This is a genomic window from Fortiea sp. LEGE XX443 (assembly GCF_015206815.1).
Classification (GTDB): Bacteria; Cyanobacteriota; Cyanobacteriia; order Cyanobacteriales; family Nostocaceae; genus Nostoc_B.
In genome coordinates, this window is record NZ_JADEXZ010000058.1 from 21,914 (window position 1) to 39,335 (window position 17,422).

16 protein-coding genes and 1 tRNA gene are annotated in these 17,422 nt (G+C 42.3%); 8 read left to right on the forward strand and 9 right to left on the reverse strand.

The genetic code is table 11. From position 1 onward, the window contains the following. The first annotated feature begins 82 nt into the window (after window positions 1–82). The 3 genes from truB to IQ259_RS19525 all read left to right on the forward strand — a co-directional run bounded on the left by truB (window position 83) and on the right by IQ259_RS19525 (window position 3,564). A complete protein-coding gene (gene truB, locus IQ259_RS19515; RefSeq protein ID WP_193887656.1) occupies window positions 83–961 on the forward strand; it encodes a tRNA pseudouridine(55) synthase TruB in 879 nt (292 codons plus the stop codon). A 725-nt stretch (window positions 962–1,686) separates the two neighbouring features. Beyond that, window positions 1,687–2,976, forward strand: coding sequence for a glucose-1-phosphate adenylyltransferase (locus IQ259_RS19520; protein ID WP_193887657.1), 1,290 nt, complete (start codon window positions 1,687–1,689; stop codon window positions 2,974–2,976). A gap of 33 nt (window positions 2,977–3,009) precedes the next feature. Beyond that, window positions 3,010–3,564, forward strand: a complete 555-nt coding sequence (locus IQ259_RS19525) for an AAA family ATPase (protein WP_193887658.1) — start codon at window positions 3,010–3,012, stop codon at window positions 3,562–3,564. Window positions 3,565–3,619: 55 nt separating this feature from the next. On the opposite strand, the gene IQ259_RS19530 is transcribed toward IQ259_RS19525, so the two are convergent. Then, window positions 3,620–4,288 (reverse strand): Uma2 family endonuclease, encoded by a 669-nt coding sequence (locus tag IQ259_RS19530; protein ID WP_193887659.1) that lies wholly within the window; start codon window positions 4,286–4,288, stop codon window positions 3,620–3,622. A gap of 156 nt (window positions 4,289–4,444) precedes the next feature. Here IQ259_RS19530 and IQ259_RS19535 point away from each other — a divergent pair, with 156 nt between their 5' ends. Further along, on the forward strand, window positions 4,445–4,738 hold the full coding sequence (locus IQ259_RS19535; RefSeq protein ID WP_193887660.1) for a tetratricopeptide repeat protein: 294 nt from the start codon (window positions 4,445–4,447) through the stop codon (window positions 4,736–4,738). 52 nt (window positions 4,739–4,790) lie between these two features. Here the strand turns inward: IQ259_RS19535 and IQ259_RS19540 are convergent, their stop codons facing one another. The 3 genes from IQ259_RS19540 to IQ259_RS19550 all read right to left on the reverse strand — a co-directional run bounded on the left by IQ259_RS19540 (window position 4,791) and on the right by IQ259_RS19550 (window position 6,402). Next, window positions 4,791–5,180 carry a hypothetical protein gene (locus tag IQ259_RS19540; protein ID WP_193887661.1) on the reverse strand — a complete coding sequence of 130 codons (390 nt, stop codon included), beginning with the start codon at window positions 5,178–5,180 and terminating at the stop codon, window positions 4,791–4,793. Window position 5,181: 1 nt separating this feature from the next. Further along, window positions 5,182–5,880 carry a Uma2 family endonuclease gene (locus IQ259_RS19545; protein WP_193887662.1) on the reverse strand — a complete coding sequence of 233 codons (699 nt, stop codon included), beginning with the start codon at window positions 5,878–5,880 and terminating at the stop codon, window positions 5,182–5,184. A gap of 450 nt (window positions 5,881–6,330) precedes the next feature. Next, window positions 6,331–6,402 (reverse strand) — tRNA-Gly (locus tag IQ259_RS19550). A gap of 470 nt (window positions 6,403–6,872) precedes the next feature. Here IQ259_RS19550 and IQ259_RS19555 point away from each other — a divergent pair. The 3 genes from IQ259_RS19555 (at window position 6,873) to IQ259_RS19565 (ending at window position 11,266) form a co-directional block, all read left to right on the forward strand. Then, on the forward strand, window positions 6,873–7,748 hold the full coding sequence (locus tag IQ259_RS19555) for an Npun_R2479 family HD domain-containing metalloprotein (protein ID WP_193887663.1): 876 nt from the start codon (window positions 6,873–6,875) through the stop codon (window positions 7,746–7,748). A gap of 97 nt (window positions 7,749–7,845) precedes the next feature. After that, complete coding sequence (locus IQ259_RS19560; protein WP_193887664.1) at window positions 7,846–8,964, forward strand: ABC transporter permease; 1,119 nt, start codon at window positions 7,846–7,848, stop codon at window positions 8,962–8,964. Window positions 8,965–9,151: 187 nt separating this feature from the next. After that, entirely contained in the window at window positions 9,152–11,266 is a 2,115-nt protein-coding gene (locus IQ259_RS19565; RefSeq protein ID WP_193887665.1) for a response regulator, read from the forward strand. Between the two features lies 1 nt (window position 11,267). Here the strand turns inward: IQ259_RS19565 and leuD are convergent, their stop codons facing one another. The 4 genes from leuD to IQ259_RS19585 form a co-directional block, all read right to left on the reverse strand. Then, window positions 11,268–11,876 (reverse strand): 3-isopropylmalate dehydratase small subunit, encoded by a 609-nt coding sequence (gene leuD, locus IQ259_RS19570; RefSeq protein ID WP_193887666.1) that lies wholly within the window; start codon window positions 11,874–11,876, stop codon window positions 11,268–11,270. 79 nt (window positions 11,877–11,955) lie between these two features. Then, window positions 11,956–13,359 (reverse strand): 3-isopropylmalate dehydratase large subunit, encoded by a 1,404-nt coding sequence (gene leuC / locus IQ259_RS19575; protein ID WP_193887667.1) that lies wholly within the window; start codon window positions 13,357–13,359, stop codon window positions 11,956–11,958. Between the two features lie 413 nt (window positions 13,360–13,772). Further along, window positions 13,773–14,255, reverse strand: a complete 483-nt coding sequence (locus tag IQ259_RS19580) for an NUDIX hydrolase (protein WP_193887668.1) — start codon at window positions 14,253–14,255, stop codon at window positions 13,773–13,775. Window positions 14,256–14,433: 178 nt separating this feature from the next. Then, complete coding sequence (locus tag IQ259_RS19585; protein WP_193887669.1) at window positions 14,434–15,651, reverse strand: TetR/AcrR family transcriptional regulator; 1,218 nt, start codon at window positions 15,649–15,651, stop codon at window positions 14,434–14,436. Window positions 15,652–15,826: 175 nt separating this feature from the next. On the opposite strand from IQ259_RS19585, the gene IQ259_RS19590 reads away from it, so the two are divergent. After that, window positions 15,827–16,684, forward strand: coding sequence for a fatty acid desaturase (locus IQ259_RS19590; protein ID WP_193887670.1), 858 nt, complete (start codon window positions 15,827–15,829; stop codon window positions 16,682–16,684). Here the strand turns inward: IQ259_RS19590 and IQ259_RS19595 are convergent. Beyond that, window positions 16,675–17,178: a methylated-DNA--[protein]-cysteine S-methyltransferase gene (locus IQ259_RS19595; protein ID WP_193887671.1), complete on the reverse strand. Its 504-nt coding sequence runs from the start codon at window positions 17,176–17,178 to the stop codon at window positions 16,675–16,677. The two genes, IQ259_RS19590 and IQ259_RS19595, sit on opposite strands and share 10 nt — an antisense overlap. Between the last annotated feature and the right edge of the window lie 244 nt (window positions 17,179–17,422).

A 17,422-nucleotide genomic window follows, 5' to 3' on the forward strand; every position in this document is an offset into this window, starting at 1 on the left:
GATGCCTGAAAAACAAGTCCGCAAATGCGAAAAGCTTGGGCGTTGAAAAGTAAAGCACCAGAAAGCATCAAAAAATACTACTGTGCAAGGTTTTCTCAATTTAAACAAACCATTTGATTGGACTTCTCACGACTGTGTGGCGCGGGTACGCAAGTTGCTGCGCCTCAAACGGGTAGGACATGCGGGAACTTTAGATCCCGCAGCGACTGGGGTTTTACCGATTGCACTTGGTAAAGCCACAAGATTATTGCAGTATCTACCAGGAGAAAAAGCTTACAAAGCTAGTATTCGTTTAGGTGTGCGTACCACAACTGATGATTTACAAGGAGAAATTATTAGTTCTCAACCTTGTGCTGGGTTGAGTTTGGCTGAAGTAGAAACTGCACTCACCCAATTTGTAGGCAAAATTGAACAGATTCCGCCAATTTACAGTGCAATTCAAGTAGAAGGAAAACGATTGTACGATTTGGCGCGTCAAGGTGAAACTGTTGAAGTTCCAGCACGTACAGTCGAAGTTTTTCAGATAGACATTTTAGATTGGAGAGAAGGGGATTTTCCCGAATTAGATGTGGCGATCGCTTGTGGTAGTGGTACATATATTAGAGCGATCGCTCGTGATTTAGGTACAGTTTTAAATACTGGTGGAACTCTCGCCGCTTTAACACGCACCCAAAGCAGTGGTTTTGATTTAAGCAATAGTCTCACGCTGAAGGAGTTAGACGCACGGTTGCAAGCTGGCACATTTCAACCAATTATTCCTGATGTCGCGCTACAGCATTTGCCTTCTGTGAATTTACCTCCAGAACTTGCCCGAAGATGGTGTCAGGGACAAAAAACTTCCCTCAATTCTGATAATTCTGGGCTAGTGCGAGTATACGAAGCTGAAACCCGATTTTTAGGAATTGGACAATCACAAGATGAAATATTGATTCCTCAAATGGTATTTGAACCAATTTCTTGAATACACTTGAAAACTAAGTAGGTCGGTGTTAAAAATTGTCGTTATGACAAGGCAGGAGGCAGAGGGCAGAAGGCAGAAGGGAAGAGGTTTTCAAGCTACTTTACTTTCCGTTACATAGTTCGGTTTATTTGCACCTTTCTACTTATATCAGCAATATTATTTAGTAATTGCTGCGTACTGTAGCTTCTTTTACCTGACGATATGGCATGGAGTTTATACCAATTCTCTAAAACTACTCACATCCAAAACTACCTGGAAAGCGATCGCCACACAGTTTAAGCTGAAAAACAAAAATCAATTACAATTACGCTAACATGAGCTTGTATGAAAAGTGCTGAGTTCCGTTAGCGGTAGCGGGAGTTGAGCAGCGTGCTGAGTGAAAAGACCGCCCACAAGGGGGAGCAAGTCTCGTGGGCGGGTTTCCCGACTTGAGAGAACTGGCATCGGGCGTTCCACCAGCAGTCTTTGGAAATTGCTAGGGAAATAGGCGATTCTCCAAAGGAGAGGCTTCGCCAACGCAATGGCGAAGGTAGATCCTTAAACAATTTAGGCAATGCTTACTTTATAGTACCGAGATTAATAGTTGTAACTCTAAGTAGATACTTGAGGGCAGATCAGAGAATTTTTTTAAATTCATCCCGGATAATCTTCGATCCCCCCTTATCAGAGGCTACATACAGTCCTAAACTTAAGGTGAGAGTTGAAAGGCAGTCGGGAGAAATTTTGTGAAAAAAGTTTTAGCAATCATTCTCGGTGGTGGTGCAGGTACCCGCCTTTATCCTTTAACCAAACTCCGGGCAAAACCAGCAGTACCCGTAGCAGGGAAGTACCGTTTAATCGATATCCCTGTTAGCAACTGCATTAACTCGGAAATTTTTAAAATCTACGTCCTGACACAATTCAACTCAGCGTCTCTGAACCGTCACATTGCCCGTACCTACAACTTTAGTGGATTTAGTGAAGGGTTTGTCGAAGTGCTTGCAGCACAGCAAACTCCAGAAAACCCCAACTGGTTCCAAGGTACAGCCGATGCTGTGCGTCAGTATATATGGCTGTTGGAAGAATGGGATGTAGATGAGTACCTGATTCTCTCAGGGGATCATCTCTATCGGATGGATTACCGCCAATTCATCCAGCGCCATAGAGAAACAAAGGCTGATATTACTCTCTCTGTAATTCCCATCGATCATCGCCGGGCTTCGGACTTTGGCTTGATGAAAATTGATCAGTCTGGTAGGGTAATTGAATTTAGCGAAAAGCCTAAAGGTGAGGCTTTAGCTAACATGCAGGTCGATACTACCATCTTGGGTTTGACCCAAGAACAAGCCCAACAACAGCCCTACATCGCCTCAATGGGGATTTATGTCTTCAAACGAGATGTTTTGATTAAGTTGTTGCGGGAAAAATTAGAAAGGACTGATTTTGGTAAAGAAATTATTCCCGATGCACGTCAAGATTACAATATTCAAGCCTATCTATTTGATGATTACTGGGAAGACATCGGGACTATTGAGGCATTCTACAATGCCAATTTAGCCTTGACCCAGCAACCGCAACCACCTTTTAGCTTCTACGATGAAGAAGCACCGATTTACACTCGTCCGCGTTATCTACCGCCCACTAAGCTATTAGATTGCCACGTTACCGAATCAATTATTGGTGAAGGCTGTATTTTGAAAAACTGTCGGATTCAACATTCAGTTTTGGGTGTGCGATCGCGGGTTGAATCGGGCTGTATCATCGAAGAATCGTTGCTGATGGGCGCAGACTTTTATCAAGCTTCCGTCGAACGTCAATGTAACATAGACAAAGGCGACTTCCCCGTAGGCATTGGTACAGATAGCATCATTCGTCGGGCAATAATTGATAAAAATGCTCGCATCGGTCACGATGTCAAAATCATCAACAAAGATAACGTTCAAGAAGCTGAACGCGAAAGTCAGGGCTTTTACATCCGCAGTGGTATCGTAGTAGTTCTCAAAAATGCTGTGATTCCCGATGGAACGATAATTTAAAAGTGCTGAGTGCTGAGTTTTAAACTTTGAGTTATGAGTACAACTGATTACCTCTGTTCTCTATTAACTTCTTACTCAGCACGCTGCTCAACTCCCGCTACCGCTAACTATACTGAGAACTCAGCACTTATTCTACTTATCGGTCTTCCGGGTAGTGGTAAGTCCACTTTGGCAAAAAAAATAATCACTGAATGCCCCCAGATGCAGCTGATTTCTACGGATGCTATCCGGGGGCAATTGTTCAGTGATGAAATAATTCAAGGTCCGTGGTTCCTAATTTGGCAGGAAGTTGAACGGCAATTGCAAAAAGCACTGGCTACTAAGAGAACAGCCATTTTCGATGCTACTAACGCGCGACGACGCGATCGCCGCGAACTCATTGCCCTAGCCCATAACTTAGGTTTCACTCAAATCACTGGGATTTGGCTAACTACACCAGTTTGGCTATGTTTAGTCCGGAATAAAAGACGCGATCGCCAAGTACCAGAAGATGTGATTTTGCGGATGCACCGCCAACTGCGAGACGCTCCCCCTAGCCTAGAAGAAGGATTAGACTGCTTGATTAAGATAGGTGTAGGTTGTAGGTGAATTGGTATTGCTTCCATCCCAGCCCTGAAGGAGTGGAATACTGTGGAGACATTTTTTAGAGGATATCAGGGTCAATATTTAACTCCCGCAACTTAGCGGCTAGACGTTCTGCACGTTGCTTTTCTTGTTCTGCCAATTCTTCTGGTGTCGGCAATAACTCTCCTTGGGCCGTAAAATAGCGTAATTGATTGCCCTGCACACCCAAATATAAATCTAACTGCTGACTCCATAACCAACCTTGGGCATTCGGCTCTATGGGTTGGTATTGAGCATAAACTAACTGAAACCCAACAAATTCTAAATTATCCGGGTCAAACCAAAAATATTCTGGTGTGCGAAATATATCTTGATAGATTTGTTTTTTTAAACCCTTATCTGTGGCTTTTGTGGAAGAAGAAAGTAACTCGACAATGATATTGGGATACTTACCGTCTTCTTGCCAGATTACCCAACTTTTGCGAGGTTTTTTTTCGCATCCTAGCACTACAAAAAAGTCTGGGCCGCGAAATTTTTCTGATTTGAGTTGACGTTCGCTGTAGTAAATTGTCAAATTTCCAGCAGCATAAAAGTCATTACGATTTTGCCACCACAATTCTAAACACTGTAATAACAGAATAATTTGGCGTAGATGTAAATCGCTTTCCAATGGTGGTTCGTCACTTTCAATATCTCCTGGTGGAAATATTATACTTTCTGCTGCTTCTAATTCTTGGGCAACTGTCATGATTTTGATTGGCGCTAGGGGTAGTATTATCTTTTGTTGGATGCACAGATGTTACTACTATGATAATCTGGCTGATTGATTATGATTTGTGTAGGCGAAGCATCGGCGTAGGCGGAGCATTTTCAACGAAACATCTTGAGATTGCTTTGATTTTGCTTGTGTTGGGGACTTTACCAGAGTTCTATAATAATCGTAATTTATGCCAATAAAGGTGAAATAGAACAAGCGATCGCACTTTTTAATCAGTCTTTGGAAATAACTCAACGGATTGGAGATGTCCAAACTCAAGCAATGACTCTGTGGTGGTTAGGAAATTTGGCAGAACAGCAGGGTGAATATACTAAAGCGATATCATATTTGCAACCAGCTTTAGAGATTTTGCAGCGATTGAAGTCACCGAATGCTGAAGGTGTGAGTGCAAGTCTTGATAGGATAATTCGTAATTCGTAATGACGCTCGTTCCTCGCTCTAAGCGAAGCTATGCCGAAGGCTTTACGCTGCGCTAACGTAATTCGTAATTACAGGAGCGAAGGTTTTTTGTCTCACGCAGAGGTGCAAAGAATAAGGCATGAGTGTGATTTAGGTAAATGAAAACTGCTGTAACGAGTCTTTGATACTCATGAATGAGTCTTTGATATTCGTGCGAGAGTCTTTGATATTCGTCGGCGAGTCTTTGATATTCATGCGAGAGTCTTTGATATTCATGAATGAGTCTTTGATACTCGCGTGAGAATCTTTGATACTCATGAATGAGTCTTTGATATTCGCGTGAGAGTCTTTGATATTCGTCGGCGAGTCTTTGATATTCATGCGAGAGTCTTTGATATTCATCGGCGAGTCTTTGATATTCGCGCGAGAGTCTTTGATACTCGTGAATGAGTGTTGACAGCAATTCAGGTGAGAGAATCAGGATCTATGCCAAGCGATCGCAATCTTTCTGCTAATAGTTCGGCGCGTTGCTTTGCTTGCTGCGCTTCTTGTTGAGCAAGTTTTCTGTCTTCTTCTGGTGTTAAAAACCGTTGTCCTTCTTGGTTATACCAATACACCCACTCGCGGGGAATACCGAGATAAGTTCCCTGTTCTATACCAATTCCTAAGCCAATTTCTGGTAGCCAAACAGGATTCCCATTATGTAATTCATAAACATTGTTAACTAATTTGTATACTTCCAACCGTGGCTTGCGACGACGAAATGGATTGTAGACTACATAATACAGAATTCCTAGTTTTGCATACTCCGCTTTTTTGGTTGAGTATTCACCACGATATGTCTGAGATACTACCTCCAGCACTAATACTGGTAGTTTCTTTTCTTCCCAAAGCACATAACTGGGACGGAGGTTTTGATCATAAAATCGCTCTACACCCAAACTCAAAAACCCATCTGGTACTATTGGCGGTAAGTCTGGGTCATAATAAATACCCATATCTACACCAAAAAACCAATCCATCCTCTCTGGCCAAGCCATTGCCAAAAGTGCCTTTAGTAAGCCGGGAATCAAATCTTGTAATTCATTATCCACGGGGGTATCGTCAGAGTCTGGTAGTTCTTCAGATGATGGTAAGCAAGCTAATGGATTGTAATTTAGCATGATTAATTTCCCGTTCCTCTGTGTATGAGTACATTTTTATTTTATTAATGAATCTGGATGGCAATTTAAATGAGAGGATTAGGATCTACACCGAGCGATGTCTACGACGATGCTCCCCCTACGCACTCTATAATCAGTCTTTGGATTTCACTAAACGTATTAGCGACTTAGTATATATCTACGCAAAGCTTGGGGAAATAGAACAAGCGGTTAATCAGCCTCACAAATACTTTGACAATTTAGCTTTTCCTGTATTCCAAGACTTAGGCTCACGCCTTCTAGGCGATCGCAGAGAAAGACTCTTGACTTTCATATAAAATATACGAAGCTAATATTTTAGATAAGCTAAATATTGAAAAGTACATCAAACTCGACAGAGAATACATCTACCGAGGGAACAGCTTACACAGCAAATCCTCAAAAAGTTTGTAAAATCAGGATTTTTTTAAAAGCGGGAGATGGGACTCGAACCCACGACGTTCACCTTGGGAAAGTGACATTCTACCACTGAATTACACCCGCAAAAAGTCTTTAGCTGAATAAATAGCTAACGCATATTATACCACGATCGCCTAAAAGGTAGATTGTTTGTTCTCCACTGGCAAACTTATGATTTCATCCTTGCCAGTATATTGATGTGGTTATTTCCTGTTAAACCCATCGTAATTATACTGAATTATTTAGTCCACATAAATCTGTATTCTTATCACCCTATCAGCCTTATTAGGGTCACATATCCTTTGTATTCAGATCACCGCCATTACGTGTATAAATGTGGAACACTGATGACTATAGGATCCACTTATTGCAGATGTTGGCAGTCAATTAGGAAAGCATAGCCTATCATGTGAGCAAGATTTCGAGGCGACTAGCATTTACACCTTTATCTAAGTTAAAAAGGAGAATCTGCTTTGAAATCCGAATCAAAGCCTTGATTCTTGCAACCTTGAGAACAAACCAAAGATATTTTTATCTGAACTGAGTAACCAAATATGTTCAACGCCACTGAAATTTTAATTGATGCTTTTGTCAAACAAATTCGTGAAGGCTACAGTCGCACATACGGCTGCCTAAAAAATGATTATCAAGACATCATCGCCTGGGCTGGAAGTATGGCACTAGAAAATATAGCCAATAGCGATGCCCTATATCACAACGTAGAACATTCTATTTTAGTTACCTTAGTAGGGCAAGAAATTTTACGAGGCAAACACATCAGAGAAGGTGGTGTTTCTAGTGAAGATTGGTTACATTTTATCATCTCCTTGGTCTGCCACGATATTGGTTATGTCAAAGGAGTTTGCCGTCAAGACCAAGAAGCAGCAAGTTTATATGCTACAGGTAAAAACGGCAGAATGATTTCTCTCCATCCTGGCGCTTCTGATGCCAGTCTCACACCCTATCATGTTGATAGAGCCAAACTTTTCATTGATGAACGCTTTGGTGGTCACAAATTAATCGATGCTGATGTAATTAAAAGCAATATTGAATGGACTCGCTTTCCTGTACCCACAGCGGAGGATCAGCAAGACACTATTACTTTTGCTGGCTTAGTGCGTGCTGCTGATTTAATCGGACAATTGAGTGATCCTCGTTACTTAAAGAAAATTACTTCGTTATTCTACGAGTTTGAAGAAACTGGGATGAATAAAGTTTTGGGCTATGAAACCCCAGCCGATTTACGCAAAAATTATGCCAAGTTTTACTGGAATGGTGTTCATCCTTACATTAAAGATAGTCTGCGCTATTTATCGCTGACACAACAAGGCAAACAAATTATGGCAAATCTCTACTCGAATGTGTTTGTTGTCGAACATGAAAAAAACCAAGAAGAACACCTGTATCTAGTTGAGCAATTACATGCTTAGTCCAAAGTCAAGAGTAATAAACTTTGATATTTAACTATTGACTATTAGCGCCTAACCCCTGACTATTGACTATTGACTATTGACTCAAAACAAAACTATGAATTGGTGGCAAAGACTTAAGAAAAATCCTTTGGCGCGGTTTGGAGCAATTTTGCTGTTAATTTTCTATTTAGCGGTGATTGCGGCTGATTTTGTTGCTCCTTATGACCCTTATGTTTCCCAGCCAAATGGTTCACTGCTACCACCAACTCAAATTTATTGGGTTTCACAAACCACGGGGAAATTCATTGGCCCTCATATTTATCCTACGACGCAGGGAAACACTGATATAAAGACTGGCGATCGCCAGTTAATTGTAGACTTTACAAAGCCATCTCCTCTACGTTTGTTTGTATCTGGCCCAGAATACCGCCTGTTACAGTTAAGTTTGCCACTACCACCCAAATGGGATGAAGTCACAGTTATTCCCGGAATTCCTTTAAATTGGCATTTATTTGGCGCAGATAATGGGGCAAAATTCAACATTTTGGGTACTGACGACCAAGGTCGTGACCAATTTAGCCGTCTCTTACATGGTGGTCGTATTAGTTTGTTTATCGGGATTATCGGAGTAATTTTTACTTTCCCTCTTGGTCTGCTGTTGGGTGGGATTTCCGGCTATTTTGGTGGTTGGCTCGATAGTGTCATCATGCGCTTTGCAGAAGTACTAATGACTTTCCCTAGTATTTATCTGTTGGTGACATTGGGGGCAGTTTTACCACCTGGTTTAAGTAGCACCCAGCGCTTTTTATTGATTGTGGTGATTACTTCTGTAATTAGTTGGGCTGGTTTAGCACGGGTAATTCGCGGACAAGTACTCTCGATTAAAGAACGAGAATTTGTCCAAGCCGCACGGGCAATGGGCGGAAAGCCAATTTACATCATCATTCGTCATGTTCTGCCTCAAACTGCTACTTATGTAATTATCTCAACAACCTTAGCAGTTCCTAGTTTTATCAGTGCTGAAGCTGTATTAAGTTTGATTGGTTTAGGAATTCAACAGCCAGATCCTTCTTGGGGTAATATGCTTTCTCTGGCAAGTAATGCTTCGATTTTGGTGCTACAACCTTGGCTAATTTGGCCGCCAGCAGTGCTAATTATTTTGACAGTATTAGCATTTAACTTACTTGGTGATGGTTTAAGAGATGCTCTTGACCCCCGCAGTTTGCAACGATAAAGGGAAGTATGAAGTGTGAAGTGTGACGTATAAGATTTTTTCTTTTTACTTTCTGCCCTTTAATCATTGACTATTGACTTTTGACATCACAAGTTGATGCCAACTTTGACGTGTCATAATAATTCAAGCAATCCCCTTTGAAGAGATTGAAACATAGAATTTAACTGAACGACAGTTCGATAAACTCATGCAGCCTGAACCCAAAGTCAACATCCTTTTGGTAGATGACAAAGTAGAAAATTTGTTGGCACTAGAGGCAATCTTAGAAAGACTGGGAGAAACGTTAGTCAAGGCAACCTCTGGAGCCGAAGCTTTGCGGTGTCTGCTGCATCAAGATTTTGCGGTGATTTTGCTGGATGTGCAAATGCCGGGAATGGATGGCTTTGAAACTGCCAGCCTGATTCGTAGTCGAGAAAGGTCGCGTCAAACTCCAATTATCTTTCTCACCGCCTTTAGTACCAGTGACCAAATGCTATTTAAAGGCTATGCTCTAGGGGCGGTTGATTATTTGCTAAAACCAATAGATACTAACATCCTCATATCTAAAGTTTCAGTATTTGTTGAGCTATGTAAGAAAACCCAAGCAATTAAAGAACAAGCATCTCAACTTGCAGCTGTTAATGCGGAATTACGGCAAAGTGAAGAGCGATTTCGTTCTCTCAGCACTTGTTCTCCAGTAGGGATTTTTGAAATGGATATGGCAGGAAAATGTAAGTATACTAATCCTCGCTATCAGTCCATTTGTGGTTTAAATGCCGCAGAAAGTTTGGAAAAACAATGGCTAGAATTTGTGCATTCACAAGATAAAGAGCAAGCGATCGCCAGTTGGTCTAAATATCTTGATATCGGTAGCCAAAACTATTCGGAAGATTTTCGATTTCAAACAGCTGATGGTGGACTGCGTTGGGTACAGGTGCGCTCATCCAGAATGGTTTCATCTCAAGGAAAATTGCTTGGATATGTTGGTACTCTAGAAGATATAACTGAACGCAAGGAAGCCGAAGAAGTCCGCGCCCAAGTAATTCGAGAACAAATGGCGAGGAAAGAAGCAGAAGCCGCAAATCGGATGAAAGATGAGTTTCTTGCTGTGCTTTCTCACGAACTCCGCACACCTTTGACTTCCATGCTGGGCTGGTCAAAAATCCTGCGTTCTAAGAAACTAGATGAAAAAGCTACTGCTAAGGCTTTAGAGGCGATTGAACGCAATGCAACATCTCAGGTGCAATTAATTGAAGATATTTTAGATATATCGCGGATTATTCGCGGCCAGCTAAAACTGAATTTATGCGCGGTGAATCTGATTTCTGTGATTGAAGCAACTTTAGATGCAGTGCGCCCTCTAGCAGATGCCAAACATATCCAATTAAATACCCTTCTAGATGCTTCTATTGGCTCAGTTTGCGGCGATCCAGTACGTTTGCAGCAAGTAGTCGGGAATTTATTGACCAATGCCATTAAGTTTACACCCAAGGATGGTAATGTTGAAATCCATCTAGAAGTTATCCAACACACAACTGAGGAGCCTAATGAGTTAGTTCCTTGTGGGGAAATTACACTTTCCGCTGGCTCGACTCCTATTCGCTTCTTTACGTCTTCTTACGTTCAAATTCAGGTGATTGATACGGGTATTGGCATTGAACCAGACTTTTTACCGAAAGTATTTGAACGTTTCCGCCAAGCAGACAGTACCACCACGCGATCGCACAATGGATTGGGATTGGGACTAGCGATCGTCTGGCATTTGGTAGAACTACACGGCGGCAAAATTTTAGCAGACAGTCCAGGGACAGGTCAGGGAGCCACTTTTACCCTCCGACTACCGCTAATGCCCAATTATAGTCTCAACACTAAAGCAGAAAACTCTATTTCCTGTTCCGTTGGTGCTACACCCCTAGCAGGATTAAAGGTTTTGGTTGTAGATGATGAAACCGATAGCTGCAATTTTTTAGCATTTATGTGTGAAGAATATGGAGCGATCGCTACGGCGGTGGACTGTGAGGATACAGCACTAGTAACACTCGAACAAACAAAACCAGATATCCTCATTAGCGATATCAGGATGTCAGAGCCAGATGGTTTCAATTTAATTCAAAAAGTCCGAGCTTTAGCACCAGAAAATGGTGGTTGCATTCCAGCGATCGCTTTAACTGCTTATTCACACGAAGAAGACCATTTAAAAGTTCTAGCCGCCGGTTTTCAGCATTACTTAACTAAACCTGTTGACCCTGATAATTTAATTAATGTAGTCACCAGTGTTTTAAAACTACCATCGCCTGTTGCAGTTAAATTACAGAATAAGTAGGTTAACTCACAGCTAACTTACTCCAACCAACATAAGGCAGTTTCGCAGATGTAGCCCGAATTTGTTCAGCGTTAGCTACTAACTGACCACAAGCGTCCCAGCTACCAGAAACGAACATACTTCTAGAACCTTCACTGATGAAAACTGGGGCTGTAAAGTCAGCAATTTGCACTTGTGAAGTTTCTAAATTCAGTGTTACTGTTGCTTGGGGATTGGTTGTTACGAGTTCTTGCAGTTGTTTGACAATTACCGCCTCAGCCGTTACACAAGGCACACCGATAGCCACACAATTACCCAAGAAGATTTCAGCAAAGCTTTCACCAATTAAAGCTTGAATTCCCCATTTGGCGATCGCTTGCGGTGCGTGTTCTCGTGATGAGCCGCAGCCAAAGTTACGGTTGACGATTAACACTTTTGCGCCTTGATATTGAGGTTTATCAAAGGGATGTTCGCCTTTTAAAGATGTGCGATCGTCAATAAAGGCATTTTCTCCCAAACCGTCGAAGGTAATAGCTTTTAAAAAGCGGGCGGGAATAATGCGGTCTGTATCAATGTCATTGCCAACTAAGGGTACAGCACGCCCAGATACTTGTTTAACTTCACTTACCATGATTTTTTCTAATTTAAACGCAGAGTAACGCTAAGTTCAACGCGGAGGTGCGCTGAGTTTTTAGACCAATTTTCTTTATCTATAGCAAGTCGCGCACGTCAGAAACTTCGCCTGTAATTGCCGCAGTTGCCACCATCGCCGGACTCATGAGTAATGTACGACCGGAGGCTGAACCTTGCCGTCCTTTAAAGTTGCGGTTGGAGGAAGAAGCGCTGATTTGTCTACCTTGGAGTTTGTCGGGGTTCATGGCTAAACACATGGAACATCCTGGTTCACGCCATTCAAAACCTGCTGCTTCAAAGATTTTGTCTAATCCTTCGGCTTCGGCTGCTTGCTTCACCCGTTCGGAACCGGGGACAACAAAAGCTTTGATTCCTTCGGCAACGCGGCGACCTTGGGCAATTTTCGCTGCTTCCCGCAAATCGCTGAGTCTACCGTTAGTGCAGCTACCAATAAAGCAGACATCGATTTTTGTGCCTTTGATGGGTTGGCCGGGCAACAAATCCATGTAGCGATAAGCTTCTTCGGCAATGAAGCGGTCTTCTTCGGGAAGTTCTTCGGGTTTAGGGATGAATTGATTTACGCCGATACCTTGACCAGGTGTAATCCCCCAGGTAACTGTGGGTGGAATCTCTGCTGCGTTGAAGACAATTACATTATCATATTCTGCATCCGCATCGCTCTTGATAGAGTTCCACCAAGCCACGGCTTGATCCCAATCTGCGCCTTTGGGGGCAAAATCTCGACCTTGGAGATAATCATAGGTGACTTGATCGGGATTGACGTAACCACATCTTGCACCACCTTCGATCGCCATATTACAGACTGTCATGCGTTCTTCCATGTTCATCTGCTCAAAGGTTGTACCTGCAAATTCGTAGGCGTACCCAACACCACCTTTGACTCCGAGGGTGCGGATGACATGTAAAATTACATCTTTGGCGTAGACACCGGGTTTGAGATTACCGTTAACTTCAATTTTGCAGACTTTCAGTTTAGAAAGGGCGAGAGTTTGGGAGGCGAGAACGTCTCGAACTTGGCTTGTACCAATCCCAAAGGCGATCGCCCCAAATGCACCATGACTGGATGTGTGGCTATCACCACAAGCGATCGTCATTCCTGGTTGGGTTAACCCTAATTCTGGAGCGATGACGTGGACTATACCTTGATTGCCGGAACCAATATTATAAAAAGTTAAGTTATTTTCTTGACAGTTTTGTTCCAGCGCTTGAATCATTGCTTCTGCCACACTATCGGCAAAGGGACGTGCCTGATTCTCTGTAGGTACGATGTGATCTACTGTAGCCACAGTGCGCTGAGGAAATAGTACTTTTAGACCTCTTTCTCGTAACATCGCAAAGGCTTGGGGGCTGGTGACTTCATGAATTAGATGCAGGCCGATAAATAGCTGTGTCAGCCCTGAAGGGAGTGTACCAACAGTGTGTAAGTCCCAAACTTTATCAAACAGGGTGCCTTTGCTCATAGGTCAATCGTTATGTAACGAGTCAGAGTTTTTATCGTATCAAAAAAGCGCCAGACAATTTTGGATTTTGCGAAAAGTTGTAAGGAGGGTTTCCCTCCGTAGCAAACTTTTCAAGACGGATTTTGGATTGACCTTATACCAATTCACTAAAATTGTGCAACAGATGCGAATTACAAAAGTCGGCGTTGCTGAATTTAGGGATGAAATAATGAACCGCAAAGTACGCATTCGCGCAGCGTCTCGTAGAGAAGAAGAGGTTTTGAGAGATAAATATAAGAAAATCATTCCGCATTTATGCAACACCCAAAAGTCTTGTAAATTTAAGCCTCATTAAATTACGTTGGCGTAGCGTCTCGCAGAGAGCATCATTGCGTTAGCGCAACGGAAGCATCGTTGCGAATTGCGAATTAGTATTACATTGAAGTCTGGTTACTCACAAATGGCTGACAAGAGTTTGATTTGATCTGAAGAAATTGATTCAAGATTCGTTTGAGGGAATTTTGCTTCACCATTTGCATAGCAATAGTTATATCTAACCATTCTCGCTGTCTTTGACCTGCTTCGGGATATTCTTCACTTAGGATTTCAACTAACAGTAAATACATCTGAACCCGGTAGATTTTGCCGCGTTTGCGATATCTGTAACTACCTATTTGATTTACATCTACCTGTCCAATTATACCTGCTTCTTCCCATGCTTCTTTGGCAGCAGAAGCAGGTGGACTCATGCCTTTGGTAATTCCGCCTTTGGGAATTACCCAGTTATTGCGATCGCCTCTGGCGCTGCGCTCCGCGCAATCGCGGGTTGTAATCAACAAGATTTCGATGTTGCCGTTCCGCATCCTATAAGGAATTACACCAGACTGCTTGAAGATTTTGCTGATTTTCTGATTCATGAACTTTCTGAATGAGTGTCATCATCAAACAAAGCAAGAGGTGATTTGAGTAAGTCTCAATTTTATACAGCTACTAGGCATCTACTATAAGGCAGACTTAATGAATTGGGAACAGAGGTCTTTTTACTCAGCACGCTGCTCATCGCCCCGCTACCGCTAACAGCACTCAGCACTTTTATCATGCTGGCTTATGATCTAGGCGAATTGCTGCCTCTAGGGCTGCTTTTTCTTTAGCACGGCGGGCATAAGGCTGTAATTGGGAGCGATCGCAACCTGTGAGCATACTCAACTCTTCCAAGCTCATCCCCCGCATTAACATTTCTACACACCATGTTTGTTGTGCTTGAGCAATTTCTGGTGGTTTTCCTTGGGGTGTAAGCAGTCCTTGAGTCCAAATTTCCCAACGTTGCAGCAGTTCTGACTCAGAAATAGAATTACCTGCATGGTCAATAAACATGGCAGGATAATTATCTTTACGACTTTTCAGCCATTTAATTAAAGGATTATTTGTATAGGAACCGTAGTGTTTGCCCAAAATCCATTGATTTACAGGCACTTGGCGGGGTAATTCTGGGGTGGTGATTTGCAGAATTAGTCCTTGGGGATCAGAAACTTGGTGCATTTGCTGCAAGCCAATTATTTCTCTAACAGATAATCCAGCACCCAATAACACGTATGCTAAAGCATAGTCTTGTACTCCAGATTTTCTAGCGTTTTGCAGAATTTTATGGACTAAAATTGCTGGCAAATCTGCTACTTCTTTGGTAACAATGGCTTCTTTTGCCGATCGAGGAGCGGAGGACATAGCTCCATGTAAAAACAACTCGACTAAATTCTCTAAAAAGTCATCTCGATCTTCCCATAGTTCATGAAATTCACTGGTGAATTCAATTACTGCATATCCCAAGATCATGCCATTGAGTAAACTGGCTAATTTTTCTGCCGGAAGATACGTATTTATGTCTCCCTGCTGGATGACAGTAGCTAAATACTGAGCTAAGTAGCGGTTTGCTTCTGTTAATCCCCGTCCCAAAGCCCGACGATTTTCTGCTGGAAATTGGTCAGCTTCGCCCACTACAGATCGCACAAACTCCGGAATTCTTTCTAATGAATGTAAGCTGTCACTTGCATAATCTTTCAGCGCTTGATAAACATTGCCAGGAGGAGTAGCCCGTCTGACTAAGGATTCTCCCAAATCCTTAAAGGCTGCTGACTCTTCTAATACTGCTAATAGTAGTCCATGTTTATTCCCAAAATGGCGAAATAACGTTACTTCATTAACTTCAGCTTTTTCGGCAATTTGACGGGTAGTAGTACTACTGACTCCATGAGTACTAAATAATTCTAGCGCTGCTTGAATCAAACGTTGACGGGCTGAAATAGATTGAGATGCCATAAGAAATAATGCAAGTGGCACTTGCACAAAATACCAATAGTTGTTACGATGCCTAATGTAAGTGATACTTGCTTAAGTCCACTGTAACGAACTAGTTTACAGAATGGAGAAATTTCTTGTGGAAGTTTACCCAAATCCAAGCAAATTACTTCATGATCCATCAACGGAAATGTTTATGACTGCAAAATATCTGGCGGTTGCCTCTGAGACAGAAAATTCACCTCGCCTCAGATGGGTGAATGTAGCATTTTTTGCTACTATTCATACCTTAGCTCTGTCGGCTCCTTGGTTTTTTTCTTGGTCAGCGCTAGGATTGCTGGTGTTTCTCCATTGGTTGTTTGGGAGTATCGGCATCTGCCTAGGATATCATCGACTGTTAAGCCATCGGAGTTTCCAAGTACCCAAGTGGTTAGAATATGCGATCGCCATTATCGGAGCGTTAGCTCTCCAAGGTGGCCCGATTTTTTGGATTGGTGGACACCGCCAGCATCACGCCCATACAGAAGATATCAACTTAGATCCCTACTCTGCCCAGCGTGGATTTTGGTGGAGTCATATGCTGTGGATTCTATACCCCCGTCCTGAATTCTTTGATTATGAAACTTATAAAAAATACGCTCCTGATCTAGAAAGACAGCCTTTCTATCGCTGGTTAGATCGCTACTTCTTATTATTGCAAATTCCCTTGGGGTTGTTGCTGTATGCTTTGGGCGGCTGGCCTTTTGTAGTGTATGGGATGTTTGTGCGATCAGTCTTGCTGTGGCACTCTACTTGGTTTGTAAATTCTGCGTCGCACCTGTGGGGTTATCGCACCTTTGATGCTAATGATGGAGCGCGTAACTTGTGGTGGGTATCAGTCCTGACTCATGGAGAAGGATGGCACAACAACCATCATACTTTTCCCCACGTAGCAAAATCTGGATTTCAATGGTGGGAAATTGATACAACTTGGTGGAGTATTCAGGCTTTGAAAACTTTGGGTTTAGCGAAAAAAGTGGTGTTACCGCCCCCGCAAGTTGCACGTCAAAGATGAACAATCCCTTCATGGTTTAGCAACCAACGCTTGCGCTCTAACCCTCCTGCATATCCTGTGAGTGCAGCGTTGGCACCAATTACCCGATGACAAGGAAGGACAAGTGCTACTGGATTAACTGAATTGGCCATGCCGACAGCACGATAAGCAGTCGGCTTACCAATTCTTACAGCTAAATTAGCATAAGAAAGAGTAGTTCCCCAAGGAATTGTTCGGAGTGCAAGCCATACTTGCTGCTGAAAAACAGTACCAGCAGTGCTGACGGGAATATCGTTTAAGCTAGTGCGATCGCCATCAAAATAAGCTTGAATTTTACTACTAAAACCTTGTGGATTTTTTGCATATTGAAAATCACAATTAACATAACGCTTTTGGAGCAGCTTCACCATTCGTTGCTCGTAATCAGCAAAATCAATAGCGCAGAGTTTTTCTCCATCAGAGACAATTGAAATTGCACCGATTTCTGAATTAATTTTGTCAACTAGTAATTTCATCGTGTAACTGTGATTTTAAAAATATGAATATAGGGGATACTGTTAAAATTAATTTTAATTGTTACCTTACCATCTACAGTCACTACAGCTTAGTACTTGATGAGCTTCATGCAATAAGGGACTTCCAGAGAATAAGATATACAAGCCATAAAAATGATAATCATTCTGAAGGGGGAAAGAGCAGTTGCCGTCGGCAACTGCTCTTTCCTCCCAAATATATGCAAGATAAATGTCTGCACTCAAC

Bases quoted from the DNA above. Each gene is read 5' to 3' on its own strand.
- IQ259_RS19530 (WP_193887659.1), bottom strand. From the start codon at position 4,288: ATGACAGTTGCCCAAGAATTAGAAGCAGCAGAAAGTATAATATTTCCA.
- IQ259_RS19565 (WP_193887665.1), top strand. From the start codon at position 9,152: ATGCAGCCTGAACCCAAAGTCAACATCCTTTTGGTAGATGACAAAGTA.
- IQ259_RS19585 (WP_193887669.1), bottom strand. From the start codon at position 15,651: ATGGCATCTCAATCTATTTCAGCCCGTCAACGTTTGATTCAAGCAGCG.
- IQ259_RS19545 (WP_193887662.1), bottom strand. From the start codon at position 5,880: ATGCTAAATTACAATCCATTAGCTTGCTTACCATCATCTGAAGAACTA.
- IQ259_RS19595 (WP_193887671.1), bottom strand. From the start codon at position 17,178: ATGAAATTACTAGTTGACAAAATTAATTCAGAAATCGGTGCAATTTCA.
- leuC (WP_193887667.1), bottom strand. From the start codon at position 13,359: ATGAGCAAAGGCACCCTGTTTGATAAAGTTTGGGACTTACACACTGTT.
- IQ259_RS19580 (WP_193887668.1), bottom strand. From the start codon at position 14,255: ATGAATCAGAAAATCAGCAAAATCTTCAAGCAGTCTGGTGTAATTCCT.
- IQ259_RS19555 (WP_193887663.1), top strand. From the start codon at position 6,873: ATGTTCAACGCCACTGAAATTTTAATTGATGCTTTTGTCAAACAAATT.
- IQ259_RS19525 (WP_193887658.1), top strand. From the start codon at position 3,010: ATGAGTACAACTGATTACCTCTGTTCTCTATTAACTTCTTACTCAGCA.
- leuD (WP_193887666.1), bottom strand. From the start codon at position 11,876: ATGGTAAGTGAAGTTAAACAAGTATCTGGGCGTGCTGTACCCTTAGTT.
- IQ259_RS19560 (WP_193887664.1), top strand. From the start codon at position 7,846: ATGAATTGGTGGCAAAGACTTAAGAAAAATCCTTTGGCGCGGTTTGGA.
- IQ259_RS19590 (WP_193887670.1), top strand. From the start codon at position 15,827: ATGACTGCAAAATATCTGGCGGTTGCCTCTGAGACAGAAAATTCACCT.